At 62.6% G+C, this 22,516-nt stretch carries 21 protein-coding genes; 6 read left to right on the top strand and 15 right to left on the bottom strand.

What is annotated here, in order from left to right; all coding sequences use genetic code 11:
* Nucleotides 1-14: 14 nt before the first annotated feature.
* From E8L03_RS10730 to E8L03_RS10710, 5 genes are all read right to left on the bottom strand, one after another.
* Nucleotides 15-2,333: a xanthine dehydrogenase family protein molybdopterin-binding subunit gene (locus E8L03_RS10730; protein ID WP_171267342.1), complete on the bottom strand. Its 2,319-nt coding sequence runs from the start codon at nucleotides 2,331-2,333 to the stop codon at nucleotides 15-17.
* Between the two features lie 18 nt (nucleotides 2,334-2,351).
* Nucleotides 2,352-3,023 (bottom strand): (2Fe-2S)-binding protein, encoded by a 672-nt coding sequence (locus E8L03_RS10725; RefSeq protein WP_171267341.1) that lies wholly within the window; start codon nucleotides 3,021-3,023, stop codon nucleotides 2,352-2,354.
* A gap of 270 nt (nucleotides 3,024-3,293) precedes the next feature.
* Entirely contained in the window at nucleotides 3,294-3,938 is a 645-nt protein-coding gene (locus E8L03_RS10720) for a SagB/ThcOx family dehydrogenase (RefSeq protein WP_171267340.1), read from the bottom strand.
* A 442-nt stretch (nucleotides 3,939-4,380) separates the two neighbouring features.
* Nucleotides 4,381-4,599, bottom strand: coding sequence for a translation initiation factor IF-1 (gene infA, locus E8L03_RS10715; protein ID WP_144302795.1), 219 nt, complete (start codon nucleotides 4,597-4,599; stop codon nucleotides 4,381-4,383).
* Nucleotides 4,600-4,714: 115 nt separating this feature from the next.
* Nucleotides 4,715-4,978 (bottom strand): RNA recognition motif domain-containing protein, encoded by a 264-nt coding sequence (locus E8L03_RS10710; protein WP_144306071.1) that lies wholly within the window; start codon nucleotides 4,976-4,978, stop codon nucleotides 4,715-4,717.
* 457 nt (nucleotides 4,979-5,435) lie between these two features.
* Here E8L03_RS10710 and hcp point away from each other — a divergent pair, with 457 nt between their 5' ends.
* Nucleotides 5,436-7,091, top strand: coding sequence for a hydroxylamine reductase (gene hcp / locus E8L03_RS10705; protein WP_171267339.1), 1,656 nt, complete (start codon nucleotides 5,436-5,438; stop codon nucleotides 7,089-7,091).
* 193 nt (nucleotides 7,092-7,284) lie between these two features.
* Here the strand turns inward: hcp and E8L03_RS10700 are convergent, their stop codons facing one another.
* From E8L03_RS10700 to E8L03_RS10675, 6 genes are all read right to left on the bottom strand, one after another.
* On the bottom strand, nucleotides 7,285-7,578 hold the full coding sequence (locus E8L03_RS10700; RefSeq protein ID WP_144306044.1) for a hypothetical protein: 294 nt from the start codon (nucleotides 7,576-7,578) through the stop codon (nucleotides 7,285-7,287).
* A 200-nt stretch (nucleotides 7,579-7,778) separates the two neighbouring features.
* Entirely contained in the window at nucleotides 7,779-8,729 is a 951-nt protein-coding gene (locus E8L03_RS10695; RefSeq protein WP_144306043.1) for a DMT family transporter, read from the bottom strand.
* Nucleotides 8,730-8,920: 191 nt separating this feature from the next.
* Nucleotides 8,921-9,988, bottom strand: coding sequence for a sensor histidine kinase (locus E8L03_RS10690; protein ID WP_171267338.1), 1,068 nt, complete (start codon nucleotides 9,986-9,988; stop codon nucleotides 8,921-8,923).
* A gap of 247 nt (nucleotides 9,989-10,235) precedes the next feature.
* The gene (locus tag E8L03_RS10685) at nucleotides 10,236-10,514 is read right to left on the bottom strand and encodes a GIY-YIG nuclease family protein (RefSeq protein ID WP_171267337.1); all 279 of its coding nucleotides are present in this window, start codon (nucleotides 10,512-10,514) and stop codon (nucleotides 10,236-10,238) included.
* A 73-nt stretch (nucleotides 10,515-10,587) separates the two neighbouring features.
* Nucleotides 10,588-12,036, bottom strand: coding sequence for a PAS domain-containing sensor histidine kinase (locus tag E8L03_RS10680; RefSeq protein ID WP_167512529.1), 1,449 nt, complete (start codon nucleotides 12,034-12,036; stop codon nucleotides 10,588-10,590).
* Nucleotides 12,037-12,235: 199 nt separating this feature from the next.
* Nucleotides 12,236-13,285 carry a radical SAM protein gene (locus tag E8L03_RS10675; protein WP_171267336.1) on the bottom strand — a complete coding sequence of 350 codons (1,050 nt, stop codon included), beginning with the start codon at nucleotides 13,283-13,285 and terminating at the stop codon, nucleotides 12,236-12,238.
* Nucleotides 13,286-13,404: 119 nt separating this feature from the next.
* On the opposite strand from E8L03_RS10675, the gene E8L03_RS10670 reads away from it, so the two are divergent.
* The 4 genes from E8L03_RS10670 to E8L03_RS10655 all read left to right on the top strand — a co-directional run bounded on the left by E8L03_RS10670 (nucleotide 13,405) and on the right by E8L03_RS10655 (nucleotide 16,781).
* Nucleotides 13,405-13,809 carry a VOC family protein gene (locus E8L03_RS10670; protein ID WP_216367892.1) on the top strand — a complete coding sequence of 135 codons (405 nt, stop codon included), beginning with the start codon at nucleotides 13,405-13,407 and terminating at the stop codon, nucleotides 13,807-13,809.
* 65 nt (nucleotides 13,810-13,874) lie between these two features.
* On the top strand, nucleotides 13,875-15,479 hold the full coding sequence (locus E8L03_RS10665) for a sensor domain-containing diguanylate cyclase (RefSeq protein WP_171267335.1): 1,605 nt from the start codon (nucleotides 13,875-13,877) through the stop codon (nucleotides 15,477-15,479).
* A 90-nt stretch (nucleotides 15,480-15,569) separates the two neighbouring features.
* Nucleotides 15,570-16,316, top strand: coding sequence for a sulfotransferase domain-containing protein (locus tag E8L03_RS10660; protein ID WP_171267334.1), 747 nt, complete (start codon nucleotides 15,570-15,572; stop codon nucleotides 16,314-16,316).
* A 102-nt stretch (nucleotides 16,317-16,418) separates the two neighbouring features.
* Nucleotides 16,419-16,781, top strand: a complete 363-nt coding sequence (locus E8L03_RS10655) for a diacylglycerol kinase (protein WP_171267333.1) — start codon at nucleotides 16,419-16,421, stop codon at nucleotides 16,779-16,781.
* 56 nt (nucleotides 16,782-16,837) lie between these two features.
* Here the strand turns inward: E8L03_RS10655 and E8L03_RS10650 are convergent, their stop codons facing one another.
* Nucleotides 16,838-17,944, bottom strand: coding sequence for an efflux RND transporter periplasmic adaptor subunit (locus tag E8L03_RS10650; protein WP_171267332.1), 1,107 nt, complete (start codon nucleotides 17,942-17,944; stop codon nucleotides 16,838-16,840).
* Nucleotides 17,945-18,211: 267 nt separating this feature from the next.
* On the opposite strand from E8L03_RS10650, the gene E8L03_RS10645 reads away from it, so the two are divergent.
* Nucleotides 18,212-18,562: a carboxymuconolactone decarboxylase family protein gene (locus E8L03_RS10645; RefSeq protein ID WP_171267331.1), complete on the top strand. Its 351-nt coding sequence runs from the start codon at nucleotides 18,212-18,214 to the stop codon at nucleotides 18,560-18,562.
* Between the two features lie 25 nt (nucleotides 18,563-18,587).
* On the opposite strand, the gene E8L03_RS10640 is transcribed toward E8L03_RS10645, so the two are convergent.
* The 3 genes from E8L03_RS10640 to E8L03_RS10630 form a co-directional block, all read right to left on the bottom strand.
* Nucleotides 18,588-19,025: a hypothetical protein gene (locus tag E8L03_RS10640; RefSeq protein ID WP_144306033.1), complete on the bottom strand. Its 438-nt coding sequence runs from the start codon at nucleotides 19,023-19,025 to the stop codon at nucleotides 18,588-18,590.
* A gap of 112 nt (nucleotides 19,026-19,137) precedes the next feature.
* A complete protein-coding gene (locus tag E8L03_RS10635) occupies nucleotides 19,138-19,482 on the bottom strand; it encodes a DUF4870 family protein (RefSeq protein ID WP_144306032.1) in 345 nt (114 codons plus the stop codon).
* Between the two features lie 157 nt (nucleotides 19,483-19,639).
* A complete protein-coding gene (locus E8L03_RS10630) occupies nucleotides 19,640-22,312 on the bottom strand; it encodes a PAS domain-containing protein (RefSeq protein ID WP_216367891.1) in 2,673 nt (890 codons plus the stop codon).
* Nucleotides 22,313-22,516: the final 204 nt, after the last annotated feature.

The raw sequence follows: 22,516 nt of genomic DNA, 5'->3' as shown, positions 1-22,516 counted from the left end.
ATTGCTCCTTGCGGCTAGGCCTTCCCGGCGATCTTCGCCGCCAAGGTCGTTGGATTGATGGGCGTATCCAGCATGCGCACGCCGACGGCGTCGAACACGGCGTTTGCTATGGCCGAGGCGGTCGGTACGGTAACGGGTTCGCCAAGCCCCTTGGCGCCGGTGATGTTGGCCTGGTCGTCGGGCATCTCGATGGGCTCGGAGATGATTTCCGGCGGCATGTCCAAGGCTGTGGGCAGCTTGTAGTCGTGCCAGTTCTTGTTGCAGAGCTTGCCGGTGTTGTTACGGTCCAGCACGCGCATCTCCGTGGTGCCCAGGCCGATGCCCATGGCCACGCCACCCACCACCTGGCAGTCGTAGGTCAGGCGGTCCATGATCCGGCCGGACTCGTGCGCGGCCACGAAGCGCAGGAGCTTGAGCTCACCGGTGAGGGTGTTCACCTCCACCTCGCAGAACTGCGCGCCGAAGGGGACGATGGCTTTGTCCTGCGGAACGGACGTCTTGTGGCCCACGCCGATGACCACCTGCTGGCCAGAGAGGCGCTTGAGTGCGGTGACGTCCACGGACTTGGACGAATCGCCGTCCGCGTGGATGCTCTTGCCGGCAAAGACCAGCTTGTCCGGCGTGGTCTCCAGCTCCTCGGCAGCCATCTCCATGAGCTGCTCCTTCACCTTGATGCAGGCCATGCGCACGGTCGGTGACTCGATGGGCACGGTCTTGGAACCGCCGGAGGGCCGCGTGAACTGGGTGGTGCCGGTATCCGCGTTTTCGATCTGCACCAGATCGTAGTCCACGCCCAGCTCCTCTGCCACCACCAGGGCCATGATGGTCTTGGTGCCGGTGCCGATGTCCGAAGCCCCCATGTTCAAGTTCACGGAGCCGTCGGCAAAGAGCTTGACCACCACGGTGGCCGGTGGAAAGCCGCCGCCGATGAACCAGTTGCAGGCGGCCATGCCCACGCCGCGGCGCAGATGTCCTTCCTTGGGCTGGCTGGCGGTGCGCTTTCTGGCCTCCTGCCAGCCAAAGACCTCGGCGCCCTTGGTGATGCACTCCTTCAGGCCGGTGGTGGTGTACTCGGGCTGATTCTCCCGGGCCTGGGAGACGAGCGGAATGTTTTTGAGCCGCAGATCCACGGGGTCCATGTCGATCTCGCGGGACAGAGCGTCCATCATCTGCTCCATGGCCCAGTTGCCCTGGGGGTAGCCGGGTGCGCGGAAGGGCCGCGCCGGACCGGCGTTGACGTATGTATCGGTGAGCTTGGTCTTGACGTTGGGGCAGGTGTAGAGATCCTTGACCTGCCAATCCAGCAGGCTCGCGCCGCCGGCCGGGTAGGCGCCGGACTCGCCGATGCCGGAGAATTCCAGGGCGGTGAGGGTTCCGTCCTTTTTCACGCCGGCCTTGATGTGCATGTACGAGGCCGGGCGGGTGCCCATGTCCAGGAAGGTGTGCTCCCGCGTGTGGAAGAACTTGACCGGCCGGTTGGCCCGCTTGGCCAGCAGGGCGGCGAGGATGGCGTACTTGGAGGTGCGCAGCTTGGAGCCGAAGCCGCCGCCCACGTAGTGGCCGATGACCCGCACCCGGGAGAGCGGCATGCCCAGGACCTTGGCCACGGTGGACTGCACCTCGAAGACGCCCTGGGTGGACTCCCAGATGGTGAGCTCGTCGCCGTCCCAGCGCGCCACGCAGCCGTGCAGCTCCACGGGCGTCTGCAGCTCGGTCTGGGTCATCAGGTCGAGCTCCAGAACCGTATCGGCCTGGGAAAAGCCGGCGGCTATGTCGCCGCGTTCGTAGGTTTCCTCCTGGACCACGTTGCCGTCCGGGTGGACCTTGGGCGCGCCAGCCTTGAGGGCGTCCGGGCCGTCCGAGACAAAGGGCAGCACCTCCCACTCCGCCTTGGAAGCGCGCACCGCGTCAAAGGCTTTGTACGGCGTATCGGCGGCTACGGCGCCTACGATCCAGCCCTCGTAGCGGGCCTTGCGGTCCAGCAGGGGCACTTCCATGTCGTTGAAGGCCCACTGGATATCCGCCTCCGGAGAGGTTGGGGTGATGATCGCGTAGACGCCGTCCATTGTCTCGGCCTCGGAGACGTCCAGGCTCTTGAGCACGGCGTTGGGATGCGGGCTGGCCAGCGGCGCGGCGTACAGCATGTCTGGCAGGGTAATGTCCGAAGGATAGATGGCGGCGCCGCTGATACGCTCGTAACCGTCCACGCGCGGTTTGCGCTTGCCCACGACATTGGTCTTGGTCCAGGGAGCCGGGGCCTGGCCCGGAGGCGGCGCCTGGGGAAACGGCTCGGTGGCCTTGTAGTATAGTGGAGTAGCCTTCTTGGCGCTCATGGAGCCCTCCAAAGCGGGTTACGCTTTTTTCTTCGCGGCCTTCTGCACCGCGTTGAAGATATGGTTGTAGGTGCCGCAGCGGCAGAGGTTGCCGCTCATGCCGATGCGGATCTCTTCAAGGCTTGGCTGGGGATTCTTGCGCAGCAGTCCTTCGGCCGCCACGACCTGGCCCGGCGTGCAGTATCCGCACTGGTAGGCGTCCTCCTCCAGAAACGCCTCCTGCACCGGGCCGAGCTCTTCGTTGGGACCAAGCAAACCCTCGGTGCTTTCCACCCGTTTGCCGGAAGCCTCCACCGCAAGGGTCAGGCAGGAGTAGCGGGGCACGTCGTCAATGAGCACGGAGCACGCGCCGCACTCGCCGCGGCCGCAGCCCTCCTTGGGACCGGTAATGCCCAACTGTTCGCGCATCACGTAGAGCAGGGTCCAGCGCGGCTCCACCAGCAGGCGGTAGACACGGCCGTTGATGGTGATGGAGACGGGAACCATCCCCTGGATGTCGGCCGGCGGATCTTCGTCCTTTTCCTGGGCTCTCGCGTGGCGCACCGCCGCGCCGGTGGCGGCAACGGCCATGGCGCCGGCACTCATGGATTTGATGAAGTTGCGGCGGGAGAAACCGCCGGAATTTTCTCCTGAATGCTTGGAGCCGCATTGGCAGCTGTGCTTCTTGCGCGGACTGTTTGATTGGGACATGGGGCCTCCTGGCGCGTGCATTTTTCGTAAGCGGACCGGCCTGCGTATCAGCCGGAAAGTAGTCATTACCGACAAAAACGATACTACCGGAAAAGAGTTTCGCGTTGCCAAATATTCTGGCTGGAGTGTCGGGGGAATATTGGGGAGCGTGGTCCAATGTATAGAGGATCGTGATGCGGTGTGAACGCGTTGAGGCAAAAGAAAAGCCCCCGCACTCCATTGAATACGGGGGCTTTCAATCCGGTTCCGAAACCGGGGATAGAATGGGAATTATCCTGCTACATGGCCAACAGTCTGGGCGAGCATGATGTTCTGCCCGTCAGACAGGCCCATTTCCTTGCGCAGGGTCTCGCGGTCTATCCAGTCGCGCACCACGCAGCCGAGGCCGCTGGCCGCACAGAAGAGCGAGACGTTCTGGCAGATGCAGCCTACGGCGAAAGCGGCGATAAGCTCCCTGCGCGCAGGCTCAACGCCGGCCATGCGGTCGAAGTCCGCAACGTAGACGAGGTTGACGGCCGCCATGTCTACAAAGGGCTGGCTGCCGGTGTACACGCGGATATCACGGTCATGTATGGCTTCCAGGGTGTGGGCGCTGGCATTGTAGCGGAAGAGGCCGCCGGCCTTGGCGATGTAGATGTCGGTTTCCTGGTTGTCGTAGACAGAAGGCGCGGTCCGCTTGCCGGTGTCTGTGCGGTTGACCCCGTACCCGGCCCACAGCAGCCCGGCCAGGGTTCCGTCGTCCAGTTCGCCATCAATATAGTCGCGTGTGGAACGGCGGTTTTCCAGCGCATGCTGCAAGGTGCCCTGCACGGCAGGTAGGGGCAAGGCGCCCTGTGCGGCCTGCGCGGTGCCGATCCCGGTAAGAAGCGCCGGGCCTGCAAGGGCAGTGGTGCGGATGAAGCGTCTTCTGTTCATGCAGTCTCCTGGTGCAACGCCGGCAAGATTTCAGTGCAGCGCATGTAAGAAAAATACCGCCGGCAGGATACTTATGTACCGGGACGCTGCAAAAATTCGTCAACACGAACTTATGGTTTGTGTTGCGTGTGTATCATCAAGTGGCATGACAGGAAAGCCTCTTGCATGAGCGCGGGTTGGCCGCAATCATCAAAGTTTGGAGATATGCGCAATCAGAGTCGCCGCGGGAAAACCGGACGAGGGGCGGGCAGGCCGGACGAGCGCGCAACAAAGGGAGCGGCGCGGAAACAGGACGCGCCGGAAGGCGCGAGCAGAGCATGCGAAGCCGACGGTGGGGGTGCGGAAGCGAGAGGCGGTTGGAACGTGCGGGAATACGCGGCATGCGAGGGGAGCCGGATAGGGTGATGTCGGCCGGCTCCTCCCGCCGCGCGCACGGTACCCGCTAACGCGGACGGTAGGTGATGCGTCCCCGGGTCAGATCGTAGGGGCTCACCTCGATGACGACGTTGTCGCCGGGCATGACGCGGATACGGTACTTACGCATCTTGCCGGAGACGTGCGCAAGCACTTCGTGACCGTTTTCGAGGGTGCAGCGGAACATGGCGTTGGGCAACGCCTCTTCAACAACTCCGTTCAGGGATATTCCTTCTTCTTTAGCCATAGGCTACCTCCAAATAGGCTTGGTTATGCAAAAGCCCGCCCCACATAAAAAAGCGGGGCGGGCTTTTTGATGTGAAGAATCGAGTCGGCGTCTCGACCAGATACAGCGAACAGCGCTACCAGCGCTTGGGGCGCGGCGCTCTGGGCCGGGCCTCGTTGACCTTGAGGGTGCGTCCGCCAAAATCGCTGCCGTCGAGCGCCGTAATGGCCTCGTCGCCGCCGCTGTCCATTTCCACGAAGCCGAACCCGCGGAACCGGCCGGTTTCATGGTCGTTGATCAGGCTGACACGAGTCACTTCGCCAAACTGCGCAAACGCATCACGCACGTCGTCTTCGGTCGTGCTCCAGGGCAGGTTGCCCACATAGATGTTCTTGGACATTCCGGTGATTCCTTCTGAAAAGCTGAAAAATGAAAGAACGCGAGTCGGGGCGGAGCCACCCGAAATACCGTGAGCACCGTCAAAACCCAACCGAAGCCCTAACGCCGCTTTCCGTCGTGCGGTGAGCGGGATGATGCGTAAACGATACAAGACATGCCGATCATATCGTAACAATTCATCCAATTTTTCAAATAAACCATAAATACAGTCTTGTCCAGGTGCCAGCCCCCGGACTCCGGCGGCTGACAGGGTCAGCGCCACGCGCCTCGTGCTGCAGGAGCGCGTGGAGGGTCACCAGAAAAGCGTCACTCTTCTCACCGATATCCCACTGGTCACAGAATTGTTGGATGCGATACAATTCTTGACCTACGTCAAGGTAGTTCTGGGGGCGGGTGGATAGAACAGACTCAACGATTGGGACTTTCACTCCGCAACTTCAAGCCAAGGAGCTCATCACATGTTTTGTTATCAGTGCGAACAGGCGGCAAAAGGCGAAGGCTGCACCAAGATCGGCGTCTGCGGGAAGCAGCCCGAAGTGGCCGACCTCCAGGACCTCACTGCCTACGCCATGCGCGGGCTCGCGCTCGTGGCCAAGCGCGGTCGCGAGACCGGCAACACCAGCGAGAACGTGGACGCCTATATGGCGGAGAGCCTCTTCTCCACGCTGACCAACGTCAACTTCGACGACAAGTACTTCGTCGCCATGATCAACCAGATCGTCCGCTACCGCGACGAGCTCCGCGCCCAGATCGAGAACACCGGCAACACCCTCGACCTGCCCGAAGGCCCGGCCACCTGGGTTCCGGCCTCGGACGAAGCCGGGCTCCTGGCCCAGGCCGAGGACAAGGGGCTGCTCAACTATCCCACGGACAACCCGGATATCGCCTCCCTGATGCATACGCTGCTGTTCGGCCTCAAGGGCATCGCCGCCTACGCCGACCACGCACAGATCCTGGGCAAGCGCGATCCCGAAATCTACGCCTTCTTCGAAAAAGCCCTCAGCGCCGGGTACGACGGTGTGGAGCGCTCCCTGGAAGACTGGGTCGGCCTGGTCCTGGAGTGCGGCAAGATCAACCTGCGCACCATGGAGCTGCTGGACGAGGCCAACACCTCAACCTACGGCAACCCCACGCCCACCGAGGTGCCCCTGGGTCATCGCAAGGGCAAGTGCATCCTCGTCTCCGGCCACGACCTCAAGGACCTCGACATGCTCCTGCAGCAGACCGAGGGCAAGGGCATCGACATCTACACCCATGGCGAGATGATCCCCTGCCACGGTTACCCCGAGCTCAAGAAGTACCCCCACTTCTACGGCCACTTCGGCACGGCCTGGCAGAACCAGCAGAAGGAGTTCAAGAACTTCCCCGGCCCCATCCTCATGACCACCAACTGCTTGCAGCGGCCGCAGGACGTCTATCGCGACAGCATCTACACCACCGGCCTCGTGGGCTGGCCCGACGTCCCGCACATCGACCACGACGCCAAGGGCTGGAAGGACTTCTCCCCGGTCATCAACAAGGCCCTGGAAATGGACGGCTGGACCGATGACGAGGACAAGGGCACGGTCCTGGTGGGTTTCGGCCACAACGCCGTCATGGGCGTGGCTGACAAGGTCGTCGAAGCCGTCAAGTCCGGCGCCATCCGCCACTTCTTCCTCGTGGGCGGCTGCGACGGCGCCAAGCCCGGCCGCAACTACTACACCGAGTTCGTCGAAAAAACGCCCAAGGACACCGTGGTTCTCACCCTGGCCTGCGGCAAGTTTCGCTTCTTCGACAAGCAGCTCGGCGATATCGGCGGCATTCCGCGCCTGCTCGATGTCGGCCAGTGCAACGACGCCTACTCCGCCATCCAGATCGCCCTGGCCCTGTCCAAGGCCTTCGATACCCCGGTCAACGAGCTGCCCCTGTCCATGGTCCTGTCCTGGTACGAGCAGAAAGCCGTGGCCATCCTGCTCACGCTGCTCTACCTGGGCATCAAGGATATCCGCCTCGGACCGACCCTGCCGGCGTTCATCACCCCCAACGTGCTGAACTTCCTCGTGGAAAACTACGACATCAAACCCATCACCACGCCGGACGAAGACCTCAAGGCCATCCTCGGCTCCGCCGCCTAGCACGGCATCGCAGTCCATACGCATACCAAAGGCCCCCGTTCCGATATCGGAGCGGGGGCCTTTACTTTGGCGGCCAGGTATGGGGGACGCTGTCCCCCACGTCCCCTGCCAGGGAGCATGGCTCCCTGGACCCAGAAAGGGGTCAAGGGGCCAATGGCCCCTTGCGGGGAGTTTGAGGGGTGGTGCCCCTCAATCACGTCATCGATTGCATGGATTCGAAAAATTTATCCGCATCCCAGTCGTCGCCGAGCAGGGGGCCGATCTCGGAGAAGAAGGCGTCCCAGCCGTTGATCTCGCCGAGTTTTTTACCGTTCTTGAAGACTTTGAAGATGGTGCCGGCCGGGCATTTGGTGAGGTTGATCATGACCTCGGCGCCGGTGTCCATGTACTCGGTCCAATGCGCCGACCAGGAGGTCCGGTCGCCCTCGGTTTTCTTGTACTTCTCGAAGAAGTTTTCGAACGTCTGCTGCATGGTCTGCTGATCCATGGGAGCTCCTTGTCGTGTTTGCGATGGTGCGCCAAGCATACCACAACCGCGGCCACGTGCCGAGCACGGCGTGAATTATGCTCGGGGGACGCTGTCCCCCGCCCCCTGCCGGGGACCACTGGCCCCCGGACCCCATTTATAGGGTCCAGGGAACATTGTTCCCTGGCGGGGAGTTTGAGGGGCGGAGCCCCTCAGAAAGTTCAGGCAGTCGCTTGCTTCTTTACCGGCCGGTTGGTGAGCCAGACGCCGGCCATGACCATGGCGCCGCCGGCGATGAGGGAGTGGGAGAGGGGTTCGTCGAGCAGCAGGTAGCCCAGGAGCACGGCGGTGACGGGCACGAGGTTGATGAACACGCCGGCGCGGGAGGGGCCCACGCTTTTGATGCCTTCGTAGTACCAGGAGAAGGCCAGGCCTGTGGCCAGCACGCCGAGGAAGACGAAGCAGAACCAGTCCAGCCAGTTGGACTCGGCAACCACGTGAGGCAGGCCGCTGGAAAGGGCCGGGATGAGCAGGAAGAGGGAGCCGAGCACGCAGGACCAGGTGACTGAGGCGTGGGGGGAGAAGCGCGTCATGGCGCGGCGTCCGGCCAGGGTGTAGGCCGACCAGCTGATCACGCAGCCGAGTATGGCGAGGTCGCCTTTGGAGAGCCCCTGGCTGAGCAGGGCGATGGGGTTGCCGTCGCTGACGATGAGGGCCACGCCCAGGAACGAGAGAAGGACGCCGAAAATTTTGAGCGGCGGGAACGGTTCCTTGAGCACGATGCCCGAGTACACGGAGAGCACGGCCGGGATGGCGGCCACGATGAGCGCGGCGCGGCCGGCCGAGAGCGTCTGCAGGCCGGTGAAGAAGAAGGCGTTGTAGATAAAGACGCCGGTGAACCCCAGGAACGCCAGCGACACGAAGTTGCTGCGGTTGAGGCCGGGCAGCCGGCCCTCCACCCGTTTGGTGAGCCAGAGCAGGAAGATGGAGGCGATGGCGAAACGGATGAACGCGGCAACGAACGGCGGCACGTGCTGGGCCAGATGACGGCCGGCGATCCAGGTGCCGCCCCATAGCGTGACCGAGGCGATAAGCTTGATATAGATGAGAGCCGGTGCGGGCTCCCGGGCGGAGAGGGAAGCGTCGGTGGTCGGACGTTGCTGGGCGGGCATGGGCGCTCCGGGGGTCGGGAGATGGTCAGGGGCCGCAAACGCGACAAGGCAGAGAGATGTACTCCGGCAGGGACGGCGGCGCAAGAGGATGGCGCACAAAGAGAGAGGGGGGCACCGGTCTGGTCGCGGCGCCGACGCACGAAAAACGCCCGGAATACGGGGCCGTTTCTGCGTCGGCGAAGGGGGTCGCCTCAGCTCTCGGTATGAGGCCGGGGCAGGGTCACGCGAAGGGTGGTGCCGGATTCTTCGGAACTCTCGAAGTCGATCCGGCCGCCGTGGGCTTCGGCAATAAGCCGCGCGGTGTAGGCGCCAAGGCCATGCCCGTTCTGTTTGGATGTTGCGTGATCGTGCATGAATCTGGAACGGAATTCTTCCGGAATAACGCCCATGTTGTGCACGCTGAAGAGGACGAAGCCCGCTTGTTCCTCGACGGCGACTTCGACCTTCTTTCCGTCAGGAGAAGCCTCTACGGCGTTTTTGATGAGGTTCTGGAACAAACGTTCCAGGAGGAGGCAGTCGCCTTCATAATAAATGTCGTACCCGTTATTGAGTTCCTCGTGCTGATAGCTCAATTGGATGCCGCGGCTTCGACTGGAAAATGAATACTGGGCGGCAATGCCGCTGAGCATTTTGTTGAGGTTACAATCCGACCGGGACAGTTGGAATTTGCCGGTTTCGAGCATGAAGTTGTCCAGGTCCGTATCCAGGAGCTCATTCAGCTTGCTGCCTGCTTCCTTGATGAGCTCGGCCGCCTGCGTGACGTTTGCGTTGTCGGATTTTGCGATGATGTGCGCAGCGAGCTGTTCGAAGTTCGATGCATAGTTCTTGATGTCGTGCCGCAGAATGCGTTCGGCTTCGTTCTTGCGCTTTTCCAGGAGGGCGAGCCAAGTGATGTCGCGCAGGATGAAAATGTGCAGCAGGTCTTTTTCGCCCTGGAACACGCCGTGCTCGATGGCGACCTTGATGTTCTGGGCGTTTTTGCGGGTCAGGCTTATCACCAGCGATTTCTGCTCGGCTAGGTTGGGCAGCGCGAACAAAGAGGGGATGTCTTCGCGCACCTGCTGCAGCAGATCGGGCGGCAGTACGCCCACGTGATTGCCATCATGAAAGAGTTGGCACGTGTAGCCGAACATGGTGCAGAAGGAGTTGTTGACGAAGACCTGGTCCGTCGAATGCTCGGTGTATATGAGCAATCCGTCCTTGACGGAATGGAACAGGCCGTTGACCACGATCTGGGTGTCGAGGAGTTGCGTGCTCATATGGCTCAGGATCTCCAATAAGAAAACAGACCGGCACAGCGCATCGGGATCGATCTGTTGTTTTCGCCAATGCGTACCTGCGCTGGATCAGGTTGTGCCTCTGGCTCTTACGCGCAGTTGAAGCAGCCGTATGCGCTTGGTAAATAGTGAAACAGCAGAATTTTTACAAGCACGCGGACAGGCTGTGTGGAAAGAAAAGCGTGCGTGGAATGCGCGGCCTGGCGCGGCATGGCGGCTGAGGGAACAGTCAGCAACTGCTAAACGAAGTGAGAAACGCGACCTTTTCGGCGCGCGGCAGCCTTTTGATCCGCGCTTCCAGGGAGCAGGCAGCGCTACGGTCCGGGCAGGGCGCTGATGCGGCCACACGCACCGGCCGGCGGCTGCGGGTGTAGCGCGCGCCGCCAGGAGCCTCGCCGTTGTGCTCGGCCAGGCGGCGGTCCAGGTCGGTGGTCACGCCGCAGTAGTAGGTGCCGTCGGCGCACTCGAGGATGTAGACGAGCCAGGGAGCGTCAGGGGTCTGGGGCATCGGGGAAGCGGGGCACGGGGTTGTGTTCAGGTGGCGCGGTCGGGCTTGCCGGGACTGGCCAGGCCGGAGTGCATTACGCCAGCGGGAGTTGCACCGTGACCGTGGTACCGTCTTCCTCCGAGGTTGTCATCCTGATGCAGCCGCCCATGGCCTCGGTGCAGAGCTTGGCCGAGTATGTGCCCAGGCCGGTGCCCGAGGACTTGCCGGCCGTGGCGTACTTGTCGAAGAATCGGCCGCGCATGACCTTGGGCACGGGCAGCGGGTTGTGGAAGGCGACGATGCACACATCGTCTTCCGAAACCGAAACCGTGATCGTGACCTCTCCAAGGTCCGGCGTTGCCTCCAGGGCGTTTTTCATCAGGTTTTCCACGATGGTGCGGGCAAGCAGCGGCTCCACCATGATGAGGCAGGGCGTCTGGTCGGCCGGGGGCTTTTCCAGGGAGATGCTCCTGTCCGGAAAGCTGGCGAGCATGGACTCCGAGACCTCGTGGAGCAGAGCGGTGACGTCCACAGGCTCGGGTTCGAGGGTGTAGCACTCCTGCTCGATCCGATGCATGACGTTGGAGAGCTCCAGCATGTGCAGCATCCGCTCGGCCGTGCCCATCAGCTCGTTCACCAGGTCCATGTCCTCGTCCATGAGCGGCCGCCAGGAAAGCATCTTGAGGCCAGCGAGCATTGCCACAACAGGGCTCTTGAGGTCGTGGCGGATGATGCTCTCCACATCCTCGCGCACCGATTCGAGCTGCTTGCGCTCGTTGATGTCCGTGACGAAGCCCTTGATGCGTTCGGGCCGTCCTTGCGCGTCGCGGATGAGACGCACGTTGCGCATGGACCAGAACGTGGAGCCGTCCTTGCGCCGGGCCAGGGCCTCGAAGTTGACGGCCTCGTCATGGCGTTCAAGGGTGGCCAGAAGCTCCCGCCGGCGTTGGGGGCTGGCGTAGAGCTGCACCGAGCTGTCCTCGACCTCGTCGATCAGCTCCTGTGGCGAGGAGAACCCGTGGAGCCGCGCGAACTCCGGGTTGACGGACAGATACGTGCCATCGGGCGTGGACTGGTAGATGCCCACGGGTGCTTTTTCAAAAAGCGAGCGGTGGCGTTGTTCGCTTTCCGCAAGCTTGTCCTGCAGGTTCCGCATATCCGTAACGTCTTCCACAAGACCGAGGATGTACGGCGTTCCCGAGAACGGCTCCGTGATGGTGCAGACGTGGAGAAAGGCGATGAAGCTGCTGCCGTCCGGCCGAGTGTACTTGTAGGAGAAGACGATAAGGTCCGGGGCCTGCCGGATTATCTTGACGTCCTCGGGCCGTTCGCCGGAGTCGTGTAGCAGGCGGGTCGCCAGACCCGCCAGGTTGGCGAGCACCTCCTGCGGTGAATCATAGCCCAGCATTTCGGCAAGGGCCGGATTGACGTCGAGGTTTTTGCCGTCAGGTCGGGAAGTAAAGACTCCGATAGGCGCTTTTTCGAAAACGGCCCGGAAGAGGTCTCGATGAAAGGCGCCTTCGTTCGCTTCGTGATCTGCCACGCCGCTTTCCCCCCTTGCGCGTTGCGGCGTCATGCGCATGTACGCCCGAATAAAAGATACGGGATTTCAGATGCAATTTTCGGATAGCATACTTTGCGCAAAAAGTGGAAGATGATGCCACGTAAAAAATATCAAATAAATTAATAAATTAAAGGAGGGGCGTGGTGTCTTCTTTTGAAGAGTAAACGTGAGGGGGGCGCTACTCCGGCGCCATGTGCCGTTTGACGCACTGGAGGCACGACTGCGGCGGGCGGTTCCGGAAGGTCCGCAGGAACTCGCGTCTGGCCTGGCCGGAGGCGGCCTCGGCAAGCTGTCCGGCCGGGTCGGCGTCCAGCGTGGCAAAGACCATCGGGGCGTAGAGCCGTTCCTCCCCGGCGTACCAGTGGTAGCAGTTGCCCTTCACAGGCAGCCGGCCCATGACGCATGGCGCGACCTGCCCGTCCGCTCCCACCACCAGGGACGAGTCCACGTTTTCCGGGCAGCTTTTCCTGCGTTTGGGCCGGGGGAGCTGGTAGTACAGGTTGATGCCCTGGAAGGCCGCGGCCAGGGAAAGCTGGAACATGGAGCGGCGGAAGGAGCGCAGCGTCCGTTTCTCCTCGTCGTTTCGCGCCAGCATGCCTTCCTCCTCCAGGTGCCTGTCGGGTGCGAACCCCAGCGCGCTGACCACGCCTTCGGAAACCCCCAGCCTAGCCATGAGCGCGGGCAGGCGATGGACACTCTGCCTGTGCGAGGCGAGCGCCATGTAGGCGATGTGCAGCGTGGGCACGGGGCGTTTTGAAGCCAGGCTGTGCACGCGGGCGATGGTCTCGCTGACGCCCTCGAACGGCGCACTCACGCGGATGGCGTCGTTTTCTTCGGCCGTGACGCCGGCCAGGGAGAGGCCCAGATCGTCCAGGCCGGCCGCCACCGCGGCTTCGAGCAGCTTGGGATCGAGCCGTGCGCCGTTGGTCGTGGTGGAGACATGCAGCCCGGCCCTCTTGGCCTGGCTGATGAAGTCCACGAGATTGGGGTGCAGAAACGGTTCACCCCAACCCTGCAGGTGAATGCGCTTCACCCCGGACAGCGCAGGCAGCATGGCCTCGAACAGAGCAGGATCGAGGTCCTGGTTGATCCACTGCTTGCGGTACATTGTGTGCGGACAGTACACACAGGAGGCGTTGCAGCGGCTGGTGACGGCTACCTGGACTACGTCGAGCCGCAATTTCGCGCCGGGACGCCCCGGCAGGTTGAGACGTGGTGCGATGCGCATGGATGACCTCTGGCGGCGGCGCGGAATGTGCATGAGACTTTGCGTCGCCAGCGGACCATAGCACACCGGATCGGCGGAAGCGAACAGGACCGGACGATAAAAAATCGGAGACTGCGCCCATGGGCAAGGAGGGGTTCGGCATGATCAGGGGATTCGACCACATCGTGCTCACGGTGAGCGATCCGGAGGCGACGGCCGCGTTCTATGATCGCGCATTGGGGCTGCCCATGCTCAGGCAGGGCGGCCGCCTGGCCATGGCCTGCGGCTCGCAGAAGATCAATCTCCACCGCGCCGGCGCCGAGATCGTTCCCCACGCTGCCCGGCCCACGCCTGGCGGCGCGGACTTCTGCCTGCGGGCGTCCTGCTCTCTGGATGCTGTGATCCGGCGGCTGGAGGAAGCCGGCGTCGCCTTGGGGATGGGACCTGTGCAACGGAGCGGCGCGCTCGGTTCCATGCAGTCCGTCTACTTCCGCGACCTGGATGGCAATCTCGTTGAGATCGCGGATTACCAGGGAATTGACTGACCTGGAAAGTGGGATATACAGAGCGTAATAGTCGACGCCCGAAGTGGGCGGCCTGATTTATTGCAATGTTTACATTCTCCACATTCTCTGCACGGCTTCGCGCCTTCATGCTCCTTCTGGGGCTGTTGCCCATTGCACTCGGCACCATCGGCTTTGCGTTCTACAGCAGAGACCACATTATTTCTGATGCACATCAGGAGCTCGTGCATACGGCCGCCTTCCAGAAGCGCCTCATCGACGACTGGCTTACCGGCCAGGCCAACAACATGCAGTTCCTGGCGTTGGACGGGATGGTTCGCCAACGCAGCCGCGACGGCATGCACAATCTGTTCATGTCGTTTATGGCCACGCATCCGGAGCTGGACATCATTCTCTACGTGAATCCCGAAGGCCGGGTCGAGGTCGCCACCAGCGGCGAGCTGGGTGTCGATGTCGCGGACCGCGAGTATTTTTTGGCGGCCAGGCAAGGCAAGGGCTTTATTTCAGATGTGCTCATCAGCCGCGATACCAACATGCCCATCGTTATTATCTCCTCACCACTCAAGGACATGCAGGGCAACTTCGGGGGAGCGGTGTGCAGCATTCTGCGCATGGATGCAGTGAACTCCCTGCTGGCCGGGCTGCGGCCCGAGAAAGGCGGCGAAAGCTACCTCATCGGCAAGAACAACGTGCTGCTCTCGCATCTGAACGGAACGAGAAGCGCCGATGACCTCGATGTCCTTGACGGCGAAATGCTCGAAAGGATCTATAGTGCCGCGAGCAGGGGCGTTCCATATAAGAGCATCAATGACGGGCTCTCCGTAGTGGGCGCGACCACCCTGGCCAAGGACGGCAAGTGGCGCATTGTGGTCGAACGGCCTCTGGACTCGGTGCTTGCCGCCGCAGCCGGACAATCCAGACTGTTCGGCCTGGCGTGTTTCGGAGCGTTGCTCATCGTGGCGCCTGTGGGCTGGCTGCTTGCCAGGTCCATGATCAAGCCATTGCGCGACCTGGCTGGCTACGCCCACGAGGTGGGCAAGAGCGGCGAGACCCGCGCCTGTCCTCCCGTTGCCGAGGGATCACCCAAGGAGGTTCTCGAACTGCAGAGAGCGTTCTGCACCATGGTGGATCAGCTGGAGGAAAACGCCGAGACGCTTCGCCAGATGGCTGTGACCGATCCGCTGACCGGGCTGGCCAACCGCAGGCGGCTGGAAGAAGAGGGCATTCGGCTCATAGACGCCTGTCTCCGCGCCGACGCTTCGTGCTCGGCGCTGCTCGTCGACATCGATCACTTCAAGCGGGTCAACGACACGTACGGCCACGCCGTGGGCGACGACGCGCTCATCCTGATCGCCGAGACCATCGGGGCGTGCTGCCGTATATCCGATCTCCCTGCGCGGTACGGCGGCGAGGAGTTCGTGATTATCGCATCCAACACGGACGCCAGGAACGCCATGGTGTTGGCGGAGCGCATCCGCAAGCGGGTGGAGTCGACCCCGCTCGAAGTGGACGGCATGGCCCTGACGCTGACCGTGAGCGTGGGGGTGTCCGAGTACACGCGAACGCCGAGCTACGGGCTCTCGCATCTGGACGATGTGCTGGGCAAGGCGGACTCGGCGCTCTACGCCGCCAAGGAAGGCGGGCGAAACAGGGTCTGCCTGTTCGAACCCGCGCCCCAGGACGGCAGCTGAGCCATGCTCCGCAAAGATGGATCCTCGCACGCGCCTGTGTGCTTTCATTTCTCATCCCACAAATGCCTTACGGCGTATGTGGGCATAGTGATGCGCGCCTTCTGCGCCGATACGGGCTGGACGTTCACCCATTGCCAGGGCGATCTTGGCGTGTTCGAGGAGCTGGCCCGTTCCGGCGGCCGGCGCATCCTCAGCTTCAACAACATCCTGCCCACCTTTGACGGCTACCCGCCGTTTCGGGCCTCGCGTTTTCTGCGCGATCCGCGCGATCTCGTCATCTCCGCCTACCACTACCATTGCTGGACCAGGGAGACGTGGTGCACCACGCCGCACTTCAGCTGGGCGCCGATTACAAGCGAGTCCCTGTTCCGGCAGGAGATCGAGGCCGATCCACGACTCTTCCCCAAGGGTGTATCCTTCCAGCGCTATTTGACCGGCCTGGACTTCGAGCAGGGCGTGGTGCTGGAGATGCTCTGGCGGAGGACCCACTTCCGCACCATGCTCGACTGGCCAGACAGGCCGGAGATACTGACGCTGCGGTACGAGAGCCTGGTGGGGAACGAGGAGGAGTCCTTCGCCGCCATCCTGCGGCACTACGGGTTCGGCGAGGAAGAGGCCGCCCGCGGCGGCGCAATCGCCGAGGCGCACTCCCTGAAACACAAGAAGCTGGGCTCCCGGCGGCATACGCGCAATGGTGCGGCCAGGCAGTGGCAAGCAGCGTTTACGCCGCGGCTGGCGCGGATTTTCGAAGACAACTTCGGCGACGTGCTGCGCGCAACGGGCTATGAGAGTGACGGCGGCTGGGTCCAACGGGTCAACGGCGCTGTCGTCCCATGAAGCGACGCGCTGAAAGGGATGCGATCAGGCATTGAGGCCGGGCCGGCAGCCTCCGGGTCGCAAGATTGACACCGACCGTGGTTCAGGCAAAAAAGCAAGGATATGCGCCGATTCCTGAAAAGCGCCGGCTACGCACTGTCCGGCATCGTGCATACCTACCGCAGCGAGCGCAACATGCGCACGCACACGGCCATCCTTGCCGTTATCCTGTTGGCGGCGCTGGTACTGGGCGTTTCCCGCGTGGAGCTCGCGGTGATTCTGGCCATTGCGGCGCTGGTGCTGTGCCTGGAGCTGGCGAACACGGCTGTGGAGAACCTGGCCGATGTGGTCAGCCCGGAGCGCGATCCGCGCATTGGCATCGTCAAAGACTGCATGGCCGGCGCGGTGATGCTCGCCGCCTGCTTCTCCGTGGCCATCGGCGTGATCATCTTTCTGCCCAAGCTCGCCGCCCTGCTGGGCATCTGACGGCACGCAGCCCCAGCGGCACAGTCCGGACCAGCAGGTGTGGACGGCCCCTCAGGTCATGATCCGCCAAGCGCGGCGTGTCGTTGCGCGTCGCCTTCCATCTCGTTTTCCGCGCCGCCTTCTGCGTGGACCGGGCTTCCGCTTTTGAGCCGGGCCTGGCCGGCCACGATGACCTTGTCGCCCACGGCAACGCCGTTCACGATCTCCACCAGGCCGGGTCGGCGGCGTCCTGTCTTGACCGGCTTGAGAACGGCCACGCCGTCCTGCACCACGAACACCGAGTAGCCGGAAGGACCGGAGACCAGGGCCTTCTCGGGCACGGCCGGGCTGCTCAGGTGCTCGTCCAGATAGATATTGGCGCTCGCAAAGGCGCCCGGCCCGAGCAGCTTGTCCGAGTTATCCACCTGCAGCGTCACCTGGAACTTGTTCGTCGCAGGGTCCACGGCGGGGTCCACGCGGATGACCACGCCCTCGTGCTCATCGATGAGGCCGGTCTCCAGGCGCACCACCGCATGCTGGCCGGGCTTGACTCGGTTCAGGTACTCCCTGGGAATGTACAGCGAGAGCTCCAGCGGGTTGACCTGGAGCAGTGTCGCCAGGGTCTGGCCGGCCTCCACATGGTCGCCGCGCTCTACGTTGCACTCGGTGACAACGCCGTCCTGGGGCGCGATTATTGTGTTGTTTTCAAGACCTTTTTCCAGATTCCGCATGCGGGATTCCTGGCGCGCCACCTCGGCCGCGGCGTCTTGCCGCGCGTTGTCCCGGTTTTCAGCTTCCGCCTTGGCCAGGTCGGCGCGGGCGCTTTCCAGGTCGGCCCTGGCCGTGCGCAGCTGGCCCTCCACGGCGCGGGCGTCCAGGGAGAAGAGGATCTCGCCCTTGCGCACCGCCGCGCCTTCCTGCACGTGCACGGTCTCTATGGTGCTTTCCACGCCGGAGCGTATCGGCACGGCGGCCGGCGACTCCAGGCTGTCGATGCCCGAGACGACCCTGCTGAAGTCATACCCGGCGACACGCTGCGTCTGCACGGTGGGCGGTTGGGACTGGCTGGTGTCCGCAGGTTTTTCTCCGCCGCAGGCGGCCAGGGTGCAGAGTACGCAGAGCAGCGCCACCGCGGCAAGCGGCGCATACCAACGGGGAGCAGGGGAAACGGAGTGGTTCATCATGAGGGCTTCATAGCATACGTGAGGCCGCGGTGCACAGTACCGCGGAACCCTACGGCGTAAAAATATTTCGCGTGGACACGGGAAAAGCCTCAGGGGATTTCTGACGGTTGACGATTTCGAGCGCGCAGGCCGCGACAGGCGTCATGCCCCGCGCTGATTGCAGCGATTCATCATTCGCGTTGGCCTTGGCTGGCCGGTTCCTGCATGCTGGCGTTTCGGAATGGGCGGAAGCAATCCGCCGAAACCCAGAGCACAGGAGAAGATATCATGGAAAATCAGATAGCGTTGCACGAGCGGATACACGAGCTGTTCGCACGGTACCTGGACGCGATGCCCGGCCTGGACGAGGCCTATCACACCATGACGAGCGAGGCTTACAAGGGTGGCGCGCTGGACGGCAAGACCAAGCGACTGATGGCCATGACGGCGGCTATCGTAGCCGGCTGCCGCGGGTGCATTCTTTTTCAGACAGGGGAGGCTCTGGCCCTGGGCGCAAGCGCGGATGAGATTCTGGAGGCCTGCGCCGTGGCCATCAGCCTGGGCGGAACCATGGCCGCGGCCGAGACCACCCGCGTGGTGGCCTACCTGGAGGAGCGTGGCGTTCTGCCCTCTGCCTGAGCCGGAAGACGGGAGTCAAACCGGATCAAGTGAGGCTGTTGGCGAATCCCTGAGCCGGGGTGCCGCTGATCATGCCGGAGGCGCCGCCTCCTCCATTCTTGAGCTCGCCCAGCTCCTGCTGCAGTGTGGTCAGCTCTTGCTGAAGGGCCGCAAGTTGTTGCTGCTTCTGCTTCTCGGGCAGGTCGCTCTGCTGCAGCTCCCTGATCTTCTGCTGCAGCTCCTTGATGCGCTTCTCGATCTGCTCCATGCGCAACTCGGAGGAAGACTTATCGCCTTCTTCATCCTGGCCGACGTTCTGCAACGCGCCGTCCATGTTTTTCTGGCGGGCCTTGGCCAGCTCTTTGGCCTTGCCCGAGATGCTGACGATGTCGCCGGTTTTGCCGCTGGCTGCAGCTTCCTTTTCCAACGCATCGGTGTTCTGCCGGACGATCATCGCCGGTTGGATATCGTTGTCTATGCGCATGGGGTCTCCTGAGCTCGGTTGGTTGCCGATATAAATCATATCGGCGATTCCAACGTGAACTATAGGGCGACTGGAATACCCGGCCGCCTGAGCGTGGAAGATTCCCCGGCTATCAGACCGTCCGGCGGTCCCACAGCTTGACGAAGCCGATGACCAGCCGGACCACGAGATAGACGTAGACCCCCAGCAGAATGATGGCGCCGATGCCGATGAACAGCGTGAGTGCGCCGATGATGGAAAGGGCGAGCGTCCACCAGAAGGTTCGGATGAGGTAGGAGAGGTGGCTATAGTAGATGGTGCGCACCGTGTCCGGCCGCTTCACGTACGCCACCACGACGCCGATGAGCAGCGTGATGCCGGCGAAGAAGCTGAGGGCGTAGAGGACGTAGATAAGGATGGTCAGGTTGCGCAGCGAGGATTCGAGCTCGACAGGAGGCGGCGGGGGCGGTGTGTCCATGGGTATATCTCCAGGCCAATGGTGAGGATGGTTCCTTACAGGATACAACCAACTGCCGGCAGGAACAACCGGCAGGATATTATTTCCAGAGACGTACGCGGTGGACGTCCGTAGCGCGGGCGCGGCCGGACCGGCTTTGGCGCAGCAGGAGCGCGGCCTACTGCAGGACGCTGTCCAGGATGTCCCGTAGCTCTTCCATGGTAAACGGCTTGGCCAGGAAGCCGTCCACCCCGGCTGCCTGGATGCGCTCCTCGTCCTCCCGCAGGGCAAAGGCCGTGACGGCGATGATGGGAATATCCTTGGGGATTTTTTCGTACACGCCCTCGCGGATGCGCTGGGTCACCTCATAGCCGCTCATCTCCGGCATGCGGATGTCCAGCAGGAGCACGTCCGGTTCCTGCAACTCGATCTGCTCGATGGCTTCGTGGCCGTTGGAAGTGCAGATCACCTCGTGGCCCAGTATCTGGAGCATGCGGGTGAGCGCCTTGCGGTTCACCTGGTCGTCCTCCGCAACAAGGGCGCGCAGCGGCCGGCTGGAGCCGGGCATGTCTGAAGCGTTCGGCGTCTGGCCTTGCGGCTGTACGGACGCCGCCTGCAACGGCAGGAGCACCTGGAAGCACGAGCCGTCGCCCAGAACGCTGCGAACAGACACCGACCCGCCCATGAGCTCTGCCAGGCGCTTGACTATTGCCAGGCCGAGACCGGTGCCGCTGCTGGGCATCTCGCCGGGTCCTCCGGCCTGGATGAAGGTCTCGAAGATGCTCTGGAGCATGTTCTCCGGGATGCCGGGGCCCGTGTCGGCCACTTCGAGGCGGATGAGGTGGCGGTCGCCGTCGGCGTTTCCGTCCAGGGAGGCGCTGATGGTCACCGACCCCTCGTGGGTGAACTTCACGGCGTTGCCCACGAGGTTGAAGAGTATCTGCTTGATGCGGGCGGGATCGCCGAGAAGCAGGGCGGCGATATCGCCGTCTATGCGCGAGTTCAGCTTGAGGCCCTTCTGCTCGGCCAAGGGCCGGAAGACCGAGGTCAGGGCGTCGGTCAGCTCCTGGAACGAGAACTCGGTTTCCTGGAGCTGCATGCCGCCGGCCTCGATGCGCGAGATATCCAGGATGTCGTTGACGATTTCGAGCAGGGATGAGCCGGAAGAGCGGGCAAGGCGCACCAGCTCGTTCTGCTCCTGGTCGAGATCGGTGTGGGCCAGGAGCTGGAGAAAGGCCAGGATGCCGTTGAGGGGGGTGCGGATCTCGTGGCTCATGTTGGCGAGGAAACCGGACTTGGCCCGGCTTGCTTCCTCGGCCTCCTCCTTGGCGCGTTCCAGCTCGCGGTTCATCTCCACCATCTCCGTGATGTCATCACCCACGCCAATCAGGCGGAGGATGGAGCCTTCCTCGTCCAGCACGGGAAAGGTCCGGGCATGGATCACGCGGATGGTGTCATCCGGCATAATGATGCGGTAGGTCTCGTCGAGGTTCTCCACACCGGCCCATTGGCGTTGGAGGGCGTTCTTGATGCGGGCGCGGTCCTCTGGATGAACGCGTCTGAGAAAGGCCTCGGGGTCCTCGATCACCTCGACCGGGTCAATCTTGAGAATGCGCTCGAAGTGCGGGGAAAGGAATGATTTTTTCCGGTCCGCCTCCATGACCCAGAAGATCTCGCGGACCTGTTCCACAAGATGGCGCAGCCGCTCCTCGCTGGTGATCCGCGCAAGCTCGGCGTGCTTCATCTCGGTGATGTTCTGGAACGTGCCGGTGATGCGCAGCGGTTTCTGCTGCGAATCGCACACGCTGGTCCGGCCTATGGAGTGGAACCACACCCAGTCACCCTGCGCTGTTCTGAGGCGGAAAGTGGCCTGGTAGTTGTCCACCTCCTCGTTCACAAAAGCGTACCGGGCTGCGTCGTGCAGCGGCCGGTCCTTGGGGTGGATGCGTTCCTCCCAGATGCGTAGCGGGGCCTCGGCCTCGCTCGGACCGTACCCCAGGCTGCGGACAAGTGACTCATCGATTCGCAGTATCTCCGTGTCCCGGTCGTAATCCCAGATGCCAAGGGCGGCTATCTCCATGGCCAGGGAGAGGCGCTGGCTGAACTGTCTGGCCTGCTCTTCGGCCTGTTTGCGGACCGCGATCTCCTCGCCCAGGGTGGTGATCATGGAGTGCAGCTCGCTGGTGCGGCGCTGCACCTGGCCTTCGAGGGTCTGCTGGAGACGCCGCAGCGCCTCCTCCAGGTTTTTCTGCTCGGTGTAGTCGATGGTTACGCCGCGGATCGAGGACAGGTTGCCCTGCTCGTCGAAAAAGGGCTCAGCCTTGGCGATGAGGTGGCGGACGCCGCTGTGTTGATTCAGGGTTCGAAAGGTGAATGGCCCCACGGGCTGGCCGCCGAGCAGCGTCTTCCAGCACATCTTGATAGCCTGGAAGTCCTTCTTCGGGGTAAGACCCATGAGCCCTTCCCACGTGGGAGTGAAGGCCGCCTTGGAAACGCCGAACATGCGGTAGATGGCGTCGCTCCATTGGTAGGTGTCGGAGACAACGTCATACTCCCAGCGGCCCACGTCGGTGATGTACAGGGAGTAGTCGGAGAGGGAGACGCAGCCTTCTTCGTCCGGCTGTTGCTCGCGCTGCGGGCCGGCTGTGGAATTTTCCTGGGAGATGTCGTCCTGCCCGGACGGGGGGAACAGGAACAGGTTGGCAGGCTCGGTGCCAAGGGTCTTGGCTATATTCTCGATCAGCTTGAACGACGGCGTGGCCCTGCCGCGTTCGATATTGCTTAGATGTTCTGGTGTGATACCAAGTTCTGTTGATAAGTATTCCTGGGTTAACCCAGCGAGATTGCGCAACGAACGCAGTCTTTTCCCAAATGCTTTTTTGATCATATAGCCCCCCGGCACAATTATTTAGTAAGGAATGTTTCGAAATTTGAACACGAACAGATACTTCAAGTGTATTTGTCAATATTCAACAGAGTTGGGAGTACATACGATTGAAAGCATCTGCGCTGTCGGAGGTATTGGCACGAAATAAAAGAAAAAGCCGGCTGGAGC

It is taken from the genome of Oceanidesulfovibrio marinus (assembly GCF_013085545.1).
GTDB classification, from domain to species: Bacteria; Desulfobacterota; Desulfovibrionia; order Desulfovibrionales; family Desulfovibrionaceae; genus Oceanidesulfovibrio; species Oceanidesulfovibrio marinus.
This window is presented reverse-complemented; position numbering and strand designations above follow the sequence as displayed.

Coding starts and splice junctions, on each gene's coding strand:
- E8L03_RS10730 (WP_171267342.1), bottom strand. CDS start 2,333: ATGAGCGCCAAGAAGGCTACTCCACTATACTACAAGGCCACCGAGCCG.
- E8L03_RS10725 (WP_171267341.1), bottom strand. CDS start 3,023: ATGTCCCAATCAAACAGTCCGCGCAAGAAGCACAGCTGCCAATGCGGC.
- E8L03_RS10720 (WP_171267340.1), bottom strand. CDS start 3,938: ATGAACAGAAGACGCTTCATCCGCACCACTGCCCTTGCAGGCCCGGCG.
- infA (WP_144302795.1), bottom strand. CDS start 4,599: ATGGCTAAAGAAGAAGGAATATCCCTGAACGGAGTTGTTGAAGAGGCG.
- E8L03_RS10710 (WP_144306071.1), bottom strand. CDS start 4,978: ATGTCCAAGAACATCTATGTGGGCAACCTGCCCTGGAGCACGACCGAA.
- hcp (WP_171267339.1), top strand. CDS start 5,436: ATGTTTTGTTATCAGTGCGAACAGGCGGCAAAAGGCGAAGGCTGCACC.
- E8L03_RS10700 (WP_144306044.1), bottom strand. CDS start 7,578: ATGGATCAGCAGACCATGCAGCAGACGTTCGAAAACTTCTTCGAGAAG.
- E8L03_RS10695 (WP_144306043.1), bottom strand. CDS start 8,729: ATGCCCGCCCAGCAACGTCCGACCACCGACGCTTCCCTCTCCGCCCGG.
- E8L03_RS10690 (WP_171267338.1), bottom strand. CDS start 9,988: ATGAGCACGCAACTCCTCGACACCCAGATCGTGGTCAACGGCCTGTTC.
- E8L03_RS10685 (WP_171267337.1), bottom strand. CDS start 10,514: ATGCCCCAGACCCCTGACGCTCCCTGGCTCGTCTACATCCTCGAGTGC.
- E8L03_RS10675 (WP_171267336.1), bottom strand. CDS start 13,285: ATGCGCATCGCACCACGTCTCAACCTGCCGGGGCGTCCCGGCGCGAAA.
- E8L03_RS10670 (WP_216367892.1), top strand. CDS start 13,405: ATGGGCAAGGAGGGGTTCGGCATGATCAGGGGATTCGACCACATCGTG.
- E8L03_RS10665 (WP_171267335.1), top strand. CDS start 13,875: ATGTTTACATTCTCCACATTCTCTGCACGGCTTCGCGCCTTCATGCTC.
- E8L03_RS10660 (WP_171267334.1), top strand. CDS start 15,570: ATGCGCGCCTTCTGCGCCGATACGGGCTGGACGTTCACCCATTGCCAG.
- E8L03_RS10655 (WP_171267333.1), top strand. CDS start 16,419: ATGCGCCGATTCCTGAAAAGCGCCGGCTACGCACTGTCCGGCATCGTG.
- E8L03_RS10650 (WP_171267332.1), bottom strand. CDS start 17,944: ATGATGAACCACTCCGTTTCCCCTGCTCCCCGTTGGTATGCGCCGCTT.
- E8L03_RS10645 (WP_171267331.1), top strand. CDS start 18,212: ATGGAAAATCAGATAGCGTTGCACGAGCGGATACACGAGCTGTTCGCA.
- E8L03_RS10640 (WP_144306033.1), bottom strand. CDS start 19,025: ATGCGCATAGACAACGATATCCAACCGGCGATGATCGTCCGGCAGAAC.
- E8L03_RS10635 (WP_144306032.1), bottom strand. CDS start 19,482: ATGGACACACCGCCCCCGCCGCCTCCTGTCGAGCTCGAATCCTCGCTG.